The sequence below is a fragment of the Pseudomonas sp. TMW 2.1634 genome (genome assembly GCF_001703595.1).
Classification (GTDB): domain Bacteria; phylum Pseudomonadota; class Gammaproteobacteria; order Pseudomonadales; family Pseudomonadaceae; genus Aquipseudomonas; species Aquipseudomonas fragi.
The window spans coordinates 166,589-181,068 of the sequence record NZ_CP016849.1; the positions used below are offsets into that span (position 1 = coordinate 166,589).

At 59.9% G+C, this 14,480-nt stretch carries 13 protein-coding genes; all 13 read right to left on the reverse strand.

Translation table 11 applies throughout. From position 1 onward, the window contains the following. The 13 genes from nuoJ to BFC21_RS00855 all read right to left on the reverse strand — a co-directional run bounded on the left by nuoJ (position 1) and on the right by BFC21_RS00855 (position 14,471). Positions 1-504: an NADH-quinone oxidoreductase subunit J gene (gene nuoJ, locus BFC21_RS00795; RefSeq protein ID WP_019412102.1), complete on the reverse strand. Its 504-nt coding sequence runs from the start codon at positions 502-504 to the stop codon at positions 1-3. A 9-nt stretch (positions 505-513) separates the two neighbouring features. Then, on the reverse strand, positions 514-1,062 hold the full coding sequence (nuoI, locus tag BFC21_RS00800; protein WP_016780194.1) for an NADH-quinone oxidoreductase subunit NuoI: 549 nt from the start codon (positions 1,060-1,062) through the stop codon (positions 514-516). A gap of 12 nt (positions 1,063-1,074) precedes the next feature. Further along, positions 1,075-2,082 carry an NADH-quinone oxidoreductase subunit NuoH gene (gene nuoH / locus BFC21_RS00805; RefSeq protein WP_016780195.1) on the reverse strand — a complete coding sequence of 336 codons (1,008 nt, stop codon included), beginning with the start codon at positions 2,080-2,082 and terminating at the stop codon, positions 1,075-1,077. Next, positions 2,079-4,793, reverse strand: coding sequence for an NADH-quinone oxidoreductase subunit NuoG (nuoG, locus tag BFC21_RS00810; RefSeq protein WP_120265509.1), 2,715 nt, complete (start codon positions 4,791-4,793; stop codon positions 2,079-2,081). Before nuoG ends, nuoH begins: the two co-directional genes overlap by 4 nt. A 132-nt stretch (positions 4,794-4,925) precedes the next feature. Further along, positions 4,926-6,281, reverse strand: a complete 1,356-nt coding sequence (gene nuoF / locus BFC21_RS00815) for an NADH-quinone oxidoreductase subunit NuoF (protein ID WP_086796175.1) — start codon at positions 6,279-6,281, stop codon at positions 4,926-4,928. Further along, complete coding sequence (nuoE, locus tag BFC21_RS00820) at positions 6,278-6,775, reverse strand: NADH-quinone oxidoreductase subunit NuoE (RefSeq protein WP_088379405.1); 498 nt, start codon at positions 6,773-6,775, stop codon at positions 6,278-6,280. Before nuoE ends, nuoF begins: the two co-directional genes overlap by 4 nt. A 2-nt stretch (positions 6,776-6,777) precedes the next feature. After that, positions 6,778-8,562 carry an NADH-quinone oxidoreductase subunit C/D gene (nuoC, locus tag BFC21_RS00825; RefSeq protein WP_016780199.1) on the reverse strand — a complete coding sequence of 595 codons (1,785 nt, stop codon included), beginning with the start codon at positions 8,560-8,562 and terminating at the stop codon, positions 6,778-6,780. A gap of 74 nt (positions 8,563-8,636) precedes the next feature. Then, positions 8,637-9,311, reverse strand: a complete 675-nt coding sequence (locus tag BFC21_RS00830; RefSeq protein WP_016780200.1) for an NADH-quinone oxidoreductase subunit B family protein — start codon at positions 9,309-9,311, stop codon at positions 8,637-8,639. Positions 9,312-9,321: 10 nt separating this feature from the next. Further along, complete coding sequence (locus tag BFC21_RS00835; RefSeq protein ID WP_003446990.1) at positions 9,322-9,735, reverse strand: NADH-quinone oxidoreductase subunit A; 414 nt, start codon at positions 9,733-9,735, stop codon at positions 9,322-9,324. A 629-nt stretch (positions 9,736-10,364) separates the two neighbouring features. Further along, a complete protein-coding gene (aceA, locus tag BFC21_RS00840; protein ID WP_016780201.1) occupies positions 10,365-11,690 on the reverse strand; it encodes an isocitrate lyase in 1,326 nt (441 codons plus the stop codon). Between the two features lie 242 nt (positions 11,691-11,932). Further along, positions 11,933-12,676: a secretin N-terminal domain-containing protein gene (locus BFC21_RS00845; RefSeq protein ID WP_088379592.1), complete on the reverse strand. Its 744-nt coding sequence runs from the start codon at positions 12,674-12,676 to the stop codon at positions 11,933-11,935. A 213-nt stretch (positions 12,677-12,889) separates the two neighbouring features. Then, complete coding sequence (locus tag BFC21_RS00850; protein WP_088379406.1) at positions 12,890-13,312, reverse strand: GNAT family N-acetyltransferase; 423 nt, start codon at positions 13,310-13,312, stop codon at positions 12,890-12,892. After that, complete coding sequence (locus BFC21_RS00855; RefSeq protein ID WP_088379407.1) at positions 13,305-14,471, reverse strand: cupin domain-containing protein; 1,167 nt, start codon at positions 14,469-14,471, stop codon at positions 13,305-13,307. The genes BFC21_RS00850 and BFC21_RS00855 overlap by 8 nt, the downstream gene beginning before the upstream one ends. Positions 14,472-14,480: the final 9 nt, after the last annotated feature.

Genomic DNA, 14,480 nt, shown 5'->3' on the forward strand with positions numbered 1-14,480 from the left:
TTATTGCTCCTTCGCCTCAGTGCGGCCCAAGTGGAACGCCGTCACAGCTGCAGCAAGCAGCAGCATCGAGGCGAGTTCGACCACCAGCAGATACGGGCCGAACAGGCTGATGCCCACGGCTTTTGCATCAATGGTGGTTTGACCGATCGCAGCACCGCTCGGGTGAGCGAACAGCACGTACAGCAGTTCGGCCAGCAGGATGGCGGACAAAATGCTCGGTCCGATCCAGATGCCCGGCTTGAGCCAGTGGCGTTCTTGCGTCACCGAGGCGGGGCCCTGGTTGAGCATCATCACCACGAACACAAACAGCACCATGATGGCACCGGCGTAGGCGATCACTTCGAGCACACCGGCAAAGGGTGCGCCCAGGCTAAAGAACGTCATCGCCACGGCAATCAGCGAAATAATCAGGTAGAGCAGGGCGTGCACAGGGTTGGTGTTGGTGATCACGCGTAGCGTGGACACGACAGCGACACCCGATGCGAAATAGAAAGCGAATTCCATCGTTCTTCCTTAAGGCAGCAAGCTCTTCACGTTGATCGGCTCGGCTTCGTTCTGGGCAGCGCCTTTCGGCTTGCCTTCCACGGCCATCCCGGCAACACGATAGAAGTTGTAATCAGGGTTCTTACCGGGACCGGAGATCAGCAGATCTTCTTTCTCGTACACCAGATCCTGACGTTTGAACTCGGCCATCTCGAAATCCGGTGTCAGCTGGATCGCGGTGGTCGGGCAGGCTTCCTCACACAGGCCGCAAAAAATGCAGCGTGAGAAGTTGATGCGGAAGAACTCCGGGTACCAACGGCCATCTTCGGTTTCGGCTTTTTGCAGCGAGATACAGCCTACTGGGCACGCCACGGCGCACAGGTTACAGGCTACACAACGCTCTTCGCCGTCCGGGTCGCGGGTCAGGACAATCCGGCCACGGTAGCGCGGCGGCAGGTACACCGGCTCTTCCGGGTACTGCAGCGTGTCACGCTTGCGGAAGGCATGGCCAAACACCATCACCAAGCTGCGAAGCTGGGTGTAGGTGCCATGCACGATGTCAAACAGATACTTGAACATGGGTCTCTATCCTCACTGAACCGCGCCGGCAGGCGTGTTCAACAACACGACTGCGGCGGTCACCAGCAGATTGATCAGGGTCAGCGGCAGGCAGAACTTCCAGCTGAAGTCCATCACTTGGTCATACCGTGGGCGCGGAATGGAAGCGCGCAGCAGGATGAAGATCATGATGAAAAACGCGGTCTTCAGGGCGAACCAGATAAACGGAATCTGTGGCAGCAGACCGAACGGTCCGTGCCAGCCACCGAAGAACAAAGTCACCAGCAACGCCGAGATCAATACGATCCCGATGTACTCACCGACGAAGAACATGCCCCATTTCATGCCGGCGTATTCAATGTGGTAACCATCGGCCAGTTCCTGTTCCGCTTCCGGCTGGTCGAAGGGGTGACGGTGAGTCACGGCCACGCCAGCGATAAAGAAGGTCAGGAAACCGAAGATCTGCGGGATGATGAACCACAGGTTCTGCGCTTGATATTCAACGATGTCGCGCATGTTGAACGAGCCGACCTGAACCACGATGCCCATCAGCGCCAGGCCCATGAACACTTCGTAGGACACGGTCTGCGCCGAGGCACGCAAGGCACCCAGCAGGGCGAACTTGTTGTTGCTCGACCAGCCGGCGAACAGCACGGCATAGACCGACAGACCGGCCATGGCGAAGAAGAACAGGATACCGACGTTCAGATCCGCCACGCCCCAGGTCGGGGTGATCGGGATAATCGCAAAGGCGATCAGCAACGCACTCATGGCCACGACCGGCGCCAGGGTGAAGATTGCCTTGTCGGCGAACGGTGGCGTCCAGTCTTCCTTGAAGAACATCTTGATCATGTCGGCGGCGATCTGGAACGCGCCGAACGGGCCCACGCGGTTCGGACCGTAACGGTCCTGCCACAGGGCCAGCAGGCGACGTTCCACCCAGCTGAGCAGCGCGCCGCAAACCACTACGGCGAGCAGGATTACCACGGCCTTGACCACCGAGATAATCACGTCGATCACTTCAGGCGTAAACCAGGTCATTGGGCTGCCTCCTGCAAACCGTCAACGGTAAGGCCAAAGATCGCTGGCGGGATCCCGGCCAGGCCTGCTGGCAGTGCCACCAGACCGGCACCCAGCTCTTCATTGATACGCAGCGGCAGACGCAGGGTCACGCCGGCAACGTTGAGGCTGAGCAGGGCGCCATCGTTGACCCCCAGGCGGTCGGCTTCGGACTTGGCCAGGGCGATATAGGCGGCTGGAATGCGTTCCTGAACCGGCGCGGCTTTCGAAGAGTTCTCTTCGCTGCCCAGCAGGTGGAAGAACGGCACGACTTGCCAGGTGCCGCGGGCCGGGTTGAAAGCGCCCGGAATGCTGGCGAACCAGTTCAGCGAGTCACCCTTGCTTTCGATCAGGCGGGTGCCCGGATCGCCAGCGCGGATATGACCACCGACTTCGTCCTGGAACTTGTTCCACGCTTGTGGCGAGTTCCAGCCCGGCGACCAGGCGAACGGCACTTGCTGGCGCGGTTCAACGGAGCCCGAGTAACCTTCCATGGAGAAGGCGAACGCGGTGTCCGGGTCTTGCGGGGTGCGTGGCTCGTGTACGCTGATGTTGGCGCGCATGGCAGTACGGCCGCTGTAACGCAGCGGTTCGCGGGCCAGCTTCATGCCCTTGATGCGGAACGCAGCAGACGGCGCGGCATCGACGATGCGGGCCAGTGCCGGGGTGCTGGCAGCAGTGGCTTGCGTCACGTGGTCGAGCAGGGTCCAGTCAACCGGCTTGTTCAGCAGGGTGCTGCGCAGGGCATGCAACCAGCGCCAGCCTTCGTGAACCAGGATGTTGGCGTCCAGGTAAGTCGGGTCGAACACCTGGAAGAAGCGCTGGGCGCGGCCTTCCTGGCTGACCAGGGTACCGTCGCCTTCAGCGAAGCTGGCCGCCGGCAGTACCAGATCGGCACGTTCGGTGGTAGCAGTCGCTTGATGATCGGCAACGATCACCACTTTGGCCGCGTCCAGCGCCGCGTTGACCTTGACCGCATCGACACGGGTGAACAGGTCGTTTTCCAGCACCACGATGGCGTCGGCTTTACCGTCGATCACCGCTTGCAGGGCAGCGTCTACCGATTCGCCGCCGAGCATGGCCAGGCCGAGGCTGTTGGCTTCCGGCACGACGAGGCTGATGGAACCGGCTTTTTCACGCAGGTGCAGGGCCTTGGCGATGTTGCCTGCGGCTTCGATCAGGGCCTTGGAGCCCAGGGAAGTACCGGCAATGATCAATGGGCGTTTGGCCGCGAGCAGGGCGTCGGCGATGCGCTTGGCCAGCTCCAGTGCTTCAGCGTCCAGGCCGGCAACGGCAGGGGCGCTGGCGTCGATGGCGTGGGCCACGGCGAAACCGATACGGGCCAGGTCATCCGGAGCTGCGTGGACGCATTCTTCAGCCACGTCGTCGAGCTTGGTTTCAGCCAGGGTCGCGATAAACAGCGGGTTCAGCGCGTGCTGACCGATGTTTTTCACTGCGGCGTCGAGCCACGGCTGAACGCGCATGGCGTCGGCCATTTCCTCAGCCTTGCCCTTGACCGATTGACGCACGGACAGCGCCATACGGGCGGCAGTCTGGGTCAGGTCTTCACCGAGCACAAACACGGCGTCGTGATCTTCGATCTCGCGCATGTTCGGTACTGGCAGCGGGCTGTCTTTCAAGACTTGCAGCACCAGGCGGATGCGTTCCAGCTCACCGGCTTCGATGCCCGAGTAGAAGTGCTCGGCACCCACCAGTTCGCGCAACGCATAGTTGCTTTCGAGGCTGGCGCGGGGCGAACCGATACCGACGATGTTGCGGCCGCGCAGCAGGTCAGCGGCTTTATCCAGCGCGTTGTCCAGGCTCAGCTTGGTGCCGTCGGCCAGCAAAGGCTGACGTGGACGGTCGGTGCGGTTGACGTAGCCATAGCCGAAACGGCCACGGTCACACAGGAAGTACTGGTTGACCGAACCGTTGAAGCGGTTTTCGATACGACGCAGCTCGCCATAACGCTCGCCCGGGCTGATGTTGCAGCCGCTGGAGCAACCGTGGCAGATGCTTGGCGCGAATTGCATGTCCCACTTGCGGTTGTAGCGCTCGGAGTGGGTTTTGTCGGTAAACACGCCGGTCGGGCAGACTTCGGTGAGGTTGCCCGAGAACTCGCTTTCGAGCACGCCGTCTTCAACGCGACCGAAGTACACGTTGTCGTGGGCGCCGAACACACCGAGGTCAGTGCCGCCGGCGTAGTCTTTATAGAAGCGCACGCAGCGGTAGCAAGCGATGCAGCGGTTCATTTCGTGGGAAATGAACGGGCCCAGTTGCTGGTTCTGGTGGGTACGCTTGGTGAAGCGATAACGGCGCTCGTTGTGGCCGGTCATCACGGTCATGTCTTGCAGATGGCAGTGGCCGCCTTCTTCGCACACAGGGCAGTCGTGCGGGTGGTTGGTCATCAGCCATTCAACGACGCTGGCGCGAAACACTTTCGCTTCTTCGTCGTCGATGGAAATCCAGCTACCGTCGGTGGCCGGGGTCATGCATGACATGACGATACGACCACGCTTGTCGTTCTCGTCGGTGTACTGCTTGACGGCGCATTGGCGGCAAGCGCCAACACTGCCCAAGGCAGGGTGCCAGCAGAAATACGGGATATCGAGGCCCAGCGACAGACATGCCTGTAACAGGTTGTCTGCCCCATCGACTTCGAGATCTTTGCCGTCTACGTGGATAGTGGCCATGGTTCAAAGGTCTTCGTTGGCCCGGTGTCAGCGGGCGTGGCTAATGGAATCTTGTTATGCGTTCGAAACAACTCAGCCCTGCGGCGTTATCGAACGATCAGGGAGCGGCACGGACCGCTCGCCTTCAGAGCGTTACGCGCCGATTACAATCGGGCGTGCCAGAGGCGGTACACCGGGTTTTGCCTGGGCAATACCGGCTTCGAACTCTGGACGGAAGTACTTGATCGCGCTGCCCAATGGCTCCACGGCACCCGGTGCGTGAGCACAGAACGTCTTGCCAGGGCCGAGGAAGCCGACCAGACCCAGCAGGGTCTCGATATCGCCGGGCTGACCTTCGCCGTGCTCGATCGCCATCAAGAGCTTGACGCTCCACGGCAGACCATCACGGCAAGGGGTGCAGAAACCGCACGACTCACGGGCAAAGAACTGTTCCATGTTGCGCAGCAACGAGACCATGTTGACGCTGTCGTCCACGGCCATTGCCAGGCCAGTACCCATTCGGGTGCCAACCTTGGCGATGCCACCGGCGTACATTTGTGCGTCGAGGTGCTCGGGCAACAGGAAGCCGGTACCGGCGCCGCCTGGCTGCCAGCACTTGAGCTTGAAGCCATCGCGCATGCCGCCGGCGTAGTCTTCGAACAGCTCGCGGGCGGTCACGCCGAATGGCAGTTCCCACAGGCCAGGGTTCTTCACTTTGCCGGAGAAGCCCATCAGCTTGGTGCCGTGGTCTTCGCTGCCTTCGCGGGCGAGGGATTTGTACCAGTCAACGCCGTTGCCGATGATGGCCGGTACGTTGCACAGGGTTTCGACGTTGTTCACGCAGGTCGGCTTGCCCCATACGCCCACAGCGGCCGGGAACGGCGGCTTGGAGCGCGGGTTGGCGCGACGGCCTTCGAGGGAGTTGATCAGTGCGGTTTCTTCACCGCAGATATAACGCCCGGCACCGGTGTGCACGAACAGTTCGAAGTCAAAGCCCGAACCGAGGATATTCTTGCCCAGCAGGCCGGCGGCCTTGGCTTCTTCCACGGCGCGGCGCAGGTGTACGGCCGCAGTGGTGTATTCGCCACGCAGGAAGATATAGCCACGGTAGGTCTTCAGCGCGCGGGCACTGATCAGCATGCCTTCGATCAGCAGATGGGGCAGTTGCTCCATCAGCATGCGGTCTTTCCAGGTGTTGGGCTCCATTTCATCGGCGTTACACAACAGGTAACGGATGTTCATGGATTCGTCTTTAGGCATCAGCCCCCACTTCACGCCCGTAGGGAAGCCGGCACCGCCGCGACCCTTGAGGCCTGCGTCTTTCACGGTCTGGACGATATCGTCCTGGGCCATGTCGGCGAAGGCCTTGCGTGCGGCAGCGTAGCCGTCCTTGGCCTGGTACTCGTCAAGCCATACCGGCTCGCCGTCGTCACGCAGACGCCAGGTCAGGGGGTGGGTTTCTGCCGAACGCTTGATCAGGTTGGCAGGGCCGAAAGAAGTCAGGCTCATGGGTAGGCCTCCAACAACGTGGCGACGCCAGCAGGCTGCACGTCACCGAATGTGTCGTCGTCGATCATCAACGCCGGCGCCTTGTCGCAGTTGCCCAGGCAGCACACCGGCAGCAGCGTGAAGCGGCCGTCCGGGGTGGTCTGGCCGAGGCCGATGCCCAGCTTGTTCTGGATTTCGCCCACCACGGACTCGTGGCCACCGATGTAGCAGACCATGCTGTCGCACACGCGGATGATGTGACGGCCCACCGGCTGGCGGAAGATCTGGCTGTAGAACGTGGCCACGCCTTCAACGTCGCTGGCAGGAATGCCCAGCAGTTCGCCGATGGCGTAAATCGCGCCGTCCGGCACCCAGCCGCGTTCCTTCTGAACGATCTTCAGGGCTTCGATCGACGCTGCGCGTGGATCTTCGTAGTGATGCATCTCGTGCTCGATGGCCGAGCGCTCGGTTTCGCTCAGGGCGAAACGGTCTGTCTGGATAAGCGTGCTGTTCATGCTTAGCGGTCCACGTCGGCCATAACGAAATCGATACTACCCAGGTACGCAATCAAGTCCGCGACCATTTCGCCTTTGATCACCGAAGGGATCTGCTGCAGGTGCGGGAAGCTTGGGGTACGAATCCGGGTGCGGTAGCTCATGGTGCCGCCATCGCTCGTCAGGTAATAACTGTTGATGCCCTTGGTCGCTTCGATCATCTGGAAGGATTCGTTGGCCGGCATCACCGGGCCCCACGAAACTTGCAGGAAGTGCGTGATCAAGGTCTCGATATGCTGCAACGTGCGCTCTTTAGGCGGCGGCGTGGTCAGCGGGTGATCCGCCTTGTACGGGCCAGCCGGCATGTTGCGCATGCACTGCTCGATGATTTTCAGGCTCTGGCGCATTTCTTCGACGCGCACGATGCAACGATCGTAGGCGTCGCCGTTGGCCGCCAGCGGGACTTCGAATTCGAAGTTCTCGTAGCCGGAGTACGGGCGCGCTTTACGGATATCGAAGTCGCAACCGGTGGAGCGCAGGCCGGCACCGGTGACGCCCCATTCCAGGGCCTCTTTGGTGTTGTAGGCGGCAACGCCGATGGTACGACCACGCAGGATGCTGTTGTCCAGAGCGGCTTTCTGGTACTCGTCCAGACGCTTGGGCATCCAGTCGATGAATTCCTTGACCAGGCGATCCCAGCCGTTCGGCAGGTCGTGGGCCACGCCGCCGATGCGGTACCAGGCCGGGTGCAGGCGGAAGCCGGTGATGGCCTCGATCACCTTGTAGGCGCGCTGACGGTCGGTGAACGTGAAGAACACCGGGGTCATGGCGCCCACGTCCTGGATATAGGTACCCAGGAACAGCAGGTGGCTGGTGATCCGGAAGAACTCGGCCATCATGATGCGGATGGTGTCGACGCGGTCCGGTACCTTGATCCCGGCGAGTTTCTCGACCGAAAGCACGTACGGCAGGTTGTTCATCACGCCACCGAGGTAATCGATACGGTCGGTGTACGGGATGAAGCTGTGCCAGGACTGGCGCTCGGCCATTTTTTCGGCACCACGGTGGTGGTAGCCCACGTCTGGCACGCAGTCGACGATCTCTTCACCGTCCAGCTGCAGGATGATGCGGAAGGCACCGTGGGCCGAAGGGTGGTTCGGACCCAGGTTGAGGAACATGTAGTCCTCGTTTTCGCCGGAGCGCTTCATGCCCCAGTCTTCCGGGCGGAAACGTGCGGCTTCTTCTTCCAGCTGCACCTTGGCCAGGGTCAGGCTGTACGGGTCGAACTCGGTGGCGCGGGCCGGGAAGTCCTTGCGCAGCGGGTGACCTTCCCAGGTCGGCGGCATCATGATGCGCGACAGGTGCGGGTGACCTTTGAAGTCGATGCCGAACATGTCCCAGACTTCACGCTCGTACCAGTTGGCGTTCGGCCAGATACCGGTCACGGTAGGGACACTCAAGTCTTTCTCGGACAGGGCCACCTTGATCATGACGTCGCTGTTACGTTCCAGCGACATCAGGTGATAGAAGACGGTGAAGTCGGCACCCGATGGCAAGCCCTGACGCTTGGTGCGCAGACGTTCGTCCACACCGTGCAGGTCATAGAGCATGACGTAGGGTTTTGGCAGGTTGCGCAGGAAGGTCAGTACTTCGACCAGTTTTGCGCGGGTAACCCAAAGCACCGGCATGCCGGTGCGCGTGGCCTGGGCGGTGAACGCCTCGGGGCCAAAACGGGTGTTGAGTTCGACAACCACATCTTGGTCGTCAGCCTTGTAAGGCGGGATGTACAGAGCGGAGCCTGCAGTCATGGTTTTTTATCGCTTTCGGTCAACGTAAAGAATGAAGCCAGTGATTCGTTCTATTGATTAGAAACGGCGCTGGATCAGACTTCGTCGGGGCTGCGCAGGTTGGTTACCTGAATACGCTGTTCGCGGCGCTGTTCCTTTTGCGATGGCATCTCGGCGCGATACACGCCTTGTTCGCCAACGACCCAGGAAAGTGGGCGACGCTCCTGGCCAATCGACTCTTGCAAGAGCATCAAGCCTTGCAGGAAAGCCTCCGGGCGGGGTGGGCAGCCTGGCACGTAAACGTCCACGGGCAGGAACTTGTCGACCCCTTGAACCACGGAGTAGATGTCGTACATGCCACCGGAGTTGGCGCAAGAACCCATGGAGATAACCCATTTCGGTTCAAGCATTTGCTCATAGAGGCGCTGAATGATCGGCGCCATCTTGATGAAGCAGGTACCGGCAATAACCATGAAATCCGCCTGACGCGGCGATGCCCGGATCACTTCGGCGCCGAAGCGCGCGATGTCGTGGGGCGCCGTGAAGGCGGTGGTCATTTCCACGTAGCAGCACGACAGGCCGAAGTTGTACGGCCACAGGGAGTTTTTACGCCCCCAGTTGACCGTGCCGTTCAGCACGTCTTCGAGCTTGCCCATGAAGATGTTTTTGTGGACTTGATCTTCTAACGGATCGGCAACGGTTTCCCGTGTGCCGATCGGGTATTGCTCGTTAGGAGCATCCGGGTCGATCCTGGTGAGTTCGTATTGCATTGCCAAAGCCTCATTGTTTCAGCTTGGCCTGCCGCTTACGACGAGCTTCCGGTGCCCAATCAAGAGCACCCACCCGAAATAGGTAGACAAGGCCTGCCAACAGAATTGCTATGAAAACGAGAGCTTCGACGAATCCGGTCCAGCCGCTTTCGCGAACAGACACAGACCATGCAAAGAGAAAGAGGGCTTCGATATCGAAGATCACGAACAGCATCGCGACCAGATAGAATTTGGCTGAGAGCCGCAAGCGGGCGCCACCGGTAGGTAGCATGCCGGACTCGAACGGTTCGTTTTTGCTGCGTCCCCAGGCTTTTGACCCGAGAAGGCTGGAGACACCGAGCATGAAGGCACAGAGGCCGACAACGCCGAGAAGGAAAATGGCAAAGCCCCAGTTGTGGGCTATGAGTCCTGTCGCTTCGGGCATGCTGGAAATCCTTAACAGAGAGCAAAGGTCTCTGAGCTAGAAAAGGTAATAAAGCAGTGACGTTATGTCGCAGTGCTATTGATTGCCGGGATTTTATGGCTAAACACCCAGCAAGTAAATTTTCTAAGATGAATTAATTCAGTCCTTTAGTTGTAGAACCTCCATCAATGTCTATGCAGGCCTTGTACTGTGGGCCTTACAGCGTTTTTCAGTGTTTGTTTTTTGGGGCTCATGTATTCAACAAAAGCAACTCGTAATGATAATTAATATCGTTTGAGTGGTTGTTTGTTGTGTCGCTATGTCGCAGACCTCCAGAACTTGGCTTATATAAGCGCTGTTAGCAAGTTTGGAACTTGGCTTTTTAACCCGGTCTGGCAATCGAAGCATGGATCTGGGTCAGTGTTTTGTCGGATGGGCAGGGCCGTGGGATGCCTTTCTGTGAGAGCGGGCTTGCTCGCGATGGCATCAGCGCGCCATGTCTGTAGTGTCGGGTTGCCAGCATCGCGAGCAAGCCCGCTCCCACAGAGGGCAAGTCGTTGCGCAAAAAAACGCCCCGAACCAGTCGGGGCGTCACGTTCAAGGCATTGCCTTTGTTCTTTACGGGCTGGGCAATGGCCGGGGTTCCATTATCAGTGGAACTGTTCTTCTTCAGTCGAACCGGTCAGCGCGGTCACCGAAGACGAGCCACCCTGGATTACGGTGGTCATGTCGTCGAAGTAGCCAGTGCCCACTTCCTGCTGGTGCGCCACAAAGGTGTAGCCCTTGCTGGCGTCAGCAAATTCCTGTTCTTGCAGTTTCACGTAGGCGGTCATGTCGTTGCGGGCGTAGTCGTGCGCCAGGTTGAACATGCTGTGCCACATGTTGTGGATGCCAGCCAGGGTGATGAACTGGTGCTTGTAGCCCATTGCCGACAGTTCGCGCTGGAACTTGGCGATGGTCGCGTCGTCCAGGTTCTTCTTCCAGTTGAAGGAAGGCGAGCAGTTGTAGGACAGCAGTTGGTCCGGGTATTCCTTCTTGATCGCTTCGGCAAAGCGGCGCGCTTCCGCCAGGTCCGGCTTGGCGGTTTCACACCAGATCAGGTCGGCATAAGGGGCGTAGGCCAGGCCACGGGCGATGGCTTGATCGAGGCCGGCACGGACTTTGTAGAAGCCTTCCTTGGTGCGCTCGCCGGTTACGAACGGCTGGTCGTAAGGGTCGCAGTCAGAGGTCAGCAAGTCAGCCGCGTTGGCATCGGTGCGGGCCAGGATAATGGTCGGCGTACCGGCAACGTCAGCCGCCAGACGGGCAGCAGTCAGCTTTTGTACGGCTTCCTGGGTCGGTACCAATACCTTGCCGCCCATGTGACCGCATTTTTTCACCGAAGCCAGCTGGTCTTCGAAGTGAACGCCCGCGGCGCCTGCCTCGATCATGCTTTTCATCAGCTCATAGGCGTTGAGTACGCCGCCGAAACCGGCTTCGGCGTCTGCCACGATCGGTGCGAAGTAGTCGATATAACCCTGGTCACCCGGGTTTTTACCGGCTTTCCACTGGATCTGGTCGGCGCGGCGGAACGAGTTGTTGATGCGCTTGACCACGGTTGGAACGGAGTCCACCGGGTACAGCGACTGATCCGGGTACATGGATTCGGCAGAGTTGTTGTCTGCCGCCACTTGCCAACCCGACAGGTAGATAGCCTGGATACCGGCTTTAACCTGTTGTACCGCTTGGCCCCCGGTCAGGGCGCCCATGCAGTTGACGAAATCTTTCTCAGGACGGAAGGACGGGTGTGCGCCCTGTGTCACCAGTTTCCACAGCTTGTCGGCACCCATTTTTGCAAAGGTGTGCTCGGGTTGTACCGAGCCGCGCAGGCGGACCACGTCAGCAGCGGAGTAATCGCGAGTCACGCCTTTCCAGCGTGGGTTTTCGGCCCAGTCTTTCTCAAGGGCTGCAATTTGCTGTTCGCGTGTCAGTGCCATGGTGATAAACCTCGTCGCATAGGTCTGGGTTGAAAAGTGGTTGCTCCACCAGGCACACAACAATGTTGTTTGAAGTAAGTGCGTGAATGGCTGCTCGCTACAGGCGGTAAAGGCCCCAGGGCCTTTGCGGGGCCTCTGATCAGCGGGAGCGGGGCCATCATGCCCTTGCATTTTTGAGGCGTCAAATGTTTTGTAGTGCTTTTTTTATAACACTACATAATTTGCGAAAAACGACTTGCCAGTCAGTTTTGGCCCTTTTGGTCGAGTACGTCGACTTTGACCCGCACGGTCACGTCATCCCGGCTTTGCGTAGAGTAGCTGCGGGTTTGCGCCGGATTGTCGGGCTGGTTGCGACCGTTGATGCCGGCCAGGGTGATCCATTGTCCCAGCGGCCCGCTGACCTGTGTGTCGCTACTTTGGATATTCACTACATCTGGTTGTTCCTGGCTCATGCGGTCGCGTGTGGTGCTGATCGCCAGGTGTACCGTTTCACCTGTGACGCTGGCGGTGACGTAGAAACCCCGGGTGACGTTGCGGTAATCGGTCTGGGTCAGCAGGCGGCCATAGGCGTCGGTCTGGGTGCTGGTCAGCGGCACGCTCTGGCCGGTCTGGATAAAGGCCGGGGTGCCTTCGCTGGTCTGGATTTGCTGGGTGCCGCCATCGCGGCTGGCGGTGCTGATAACCCGGGTGTTCGGGTCATTATTGGCCAGGTTGCTGTCACGGGTGTCGACCGTGATCAGCAGGCGTCGGGCGGGTGTGTCGAGTTGGGCCAGCAGATCTTCGAGATTCTGGATTTTCGAGGGGGCTGCCTCGACGATCAGTTGATTGCCGTAGGCGCTGACTTTGCCGTTTTTGCCGATAAAGTTCTGCGCAATGGGTAGCAGATCGGCGCTGGTACGGTTTTGCAAGGTGATAACCCGGGTGTCGGCGATTGCGCTGAAACTTGCGATCAGCAACAGGCCGGCGATGAAGGGGCGTAGGGACATGTCCATTATCTCCGCAATGCTTGAAGGGGCTTGGTGTGAGTGTGCCAGATAGCAAAACGCCCTGCGATCCGGGGATGGCAGGGCGTTATGTGGATTGCATGTGGGCTTGTTGTGGGAGCGGGCTTGCTCGCGATAATGGCGACACGGTTTTTGCAGCCATACCGCGCTGCCTGCATCGCGAGCAAGCCCGCTCCCACATGGGTGGGTGAGGGGTTAGCTCACACGCACCATATCAACGTGAGGGATCCCTGCTTCGAGGAACTCCTCGCTGACGATCTTGAAGCCCAAGCGCTCGTAAAACGGCGTGGCATGCACTTGTGCGCTGAGCATTTGCTGCTTGAGACCGCGTTTCTCGGCTTCAAGGATTGTGGCTTGCATCAGCGCGTCGCCGACTTTCAGCCCGCGCCAGTCCTTGAGGACCGACACGCGGCCGATATGACCGTCCGGCAGCAGCCGGGCGGTTCCAATCGGAAAGTCGCCTTCATAGGCCAGAAAATGCACGGCATCGGCATCGTCTGCATCCCACTCCAGTTCTGGAGGTACAGATTGTTCGGCAATAAACACCGCCTCACGAATGCGTCGAAGTTCGGCGTTGTCCTTTTGCCAGTCGGCGACACGTACGTGAATGCTATTCATCAGCGAACCCCAGGCTTCCTTGTTTAACCAGCTCGCAGAGCAGGTTGCGTCCATCTTCATCGGCCAACCATGTGCCGAGGTTGTCGCTGTGCAGCGCGTCGGCAGCGCAGATCATTTTCAGCAGTTCGCGCAGCTTGCCTGGCAGCAGGCGGCTCTGGCCGCTGGCGAACAGCAGCAGGTCGTCATCGACTTCGGACCAGGCCAGGCGGGCGCTCGGGTTGCGGATCAGGATCGCGCCCTGTTCCAGGCTGCCCAGCAGGTCTTCTTCTTCGAGTTCAGGGCCGACCACGAGTTCCGGATAACGTGGCTCGGTCATGAACTGGCCAAACCAGGTCAGCAGCATGCGCTCGTCGCTCATGTGCTCGGTCAGCAGGCTTTTCAGGCGGCCCAGGGCGTCGTGCTGGATCTGGTGCGGGTCGCTGACCGGCTGTGCGTCGGCGTCGGTGTAACGGTCTTCGTCCGGCAGGTACTGGCTGAGGAAGTCGGTGAAGTGGGTCAGCACTTCAGCGGCGCTCGGCGCACGGAAGCCCACCGAGTAGGTCAGGCAGTCGTCCACGGCCACGCCGCAGTGGGCCAGGCGCGGTGGCAGGTAGAGCATGTCGCCGGGCTCAAGGGTCCACTCGTCGGTGGCCTGGAAATCAGCGAGGATGCGCAGGTCGGCGTGCTCCAGCAGCTTGCTGTCGGAGTCGCACATCTGGCCGATCTGCCAGTGACGCTTGCCGTAACCCTGCAGCAGGAACACGTCGTAGTTGTCGAAGTGCGGGCCAACGCTGCCACCCGGGGCGGCGTAGCTGATCATCACGTCGTCGATGCGCCAGCTCGGCAGGAAACGGAAGTTTTCCAGCAGCTCGTTGACTTCCGGCACGAACTGATCAACGGCCTGTACCAGCAGGGTCCACTCGCGCTCTGGCAGTTTGCCGAACTCGTCTTCGGCGAACGGGCCGCGGCGCAGTTCCCACGGACGCTCACCGTGCTCGATAATCAGGCGCGATTCGACTTCTTCTTCAAGTGCCAGACCGGCCAGCTCGTCAGCGTCGATCGGGCTTTCGAAGTCAGGAATGGCCTGACGTACCAGCAGGGGTTTCTTCTGCCAGTAGTCGCGCATGAACTCGCGCGCCGTGATGCCGCCCAGAAGTTGAAGAGGAATATCAGGATTCATGTGTAACCT

Bases quoted from the DNA above. Each gene is read 5' to 3' on its own strand.
- nuoJ (WP_019412102.1), bottom strand. From the start codon at position 504: ATGGAATTCGCTTTCTATTTCGCATCGGGTGTCGCTGTCGTGTCCACG.
- nuoI (WP_016780194.1), bottom strand. From the start codon at position 1,062: ATGTTCAAGTATCTGTTTGACATCGTGCATGGCACCTACACCCAGCTT.
- nuoH (WP_016780195.1), bottom strand. From the start codon at position 2,082: ATGACCTGGTTTACGCCTGAAGTGATCGACGTGATTATCTCGGTGGTC.
- nuoG (WP_120265509.1), bottom strand. From the start codon at position 4,793: ATGGCCACTATCCACGTAGACGGCAAAGATCTCGAAGTCGATGGGGCA.
- nuoF (WP_086796175.1), bottom strand. From the start codon at position 6,281: ATGAGCCTGACTTCTTTCGGCCCTGCCAACCTGATCAAGCGTTCGGCA.
- nuoE (WP_088379405.1), bottom strand. From the start codon at position 6,775: ATGAACAGCACGCTTATCCAGACAGACCGTTTCGCCCTGAGCGAAACC.
- nuoC (WP_016780199.1), bottom strand. From the start codon at position 8,562: ATGACTGCAGGCTCCGCTCTGTACATCCCGCCTTACAAGGCTGACGAC.
- BFC21_RS00830 (WP_016780200.1), bottom strand. From the start codon at position 9,311: ATGCAATACGAACTCACCAGGATCGACCCGGATGCTCCTAACGAGCAA.
- BFC21_RS00835 (WP_003446990.1), bottom strand. From the start codon at position 9,735: ATGCCCGAAGCGACAGGACTCATAGCCCACAACTGGGGCTTTGCCATT.
- aceA (WP_016780201.1), bottom strand. From the start codon at position 11,690: ATGGCACTGACACGCGAACAGCAAATTGCAGCCCTTGAGAAAGACTGG.
- BFC21_RS00845 (WP_088379592.1), bottom strand. From the start codon at position 12,676: ATGTCCCTACGCCCCTTCATCGCCGGCCTGTTGCTGATCGCAAGTTTC.
- BFC21_RS00850 (WP_088379406.1), bottom strand. From the start codon at position 13,312: ATGAATAGCATTCACGTACGTGTCGCCGACTGGCAAAAGGACAACGCC.
- BFC21_RS00855 (WP_088379407.1), bottom strand. From the start codon at position 14,471: ATGAATCCTGATATTCCTCTTCAACTTCTGGGCGGCATCACGGCGCGC.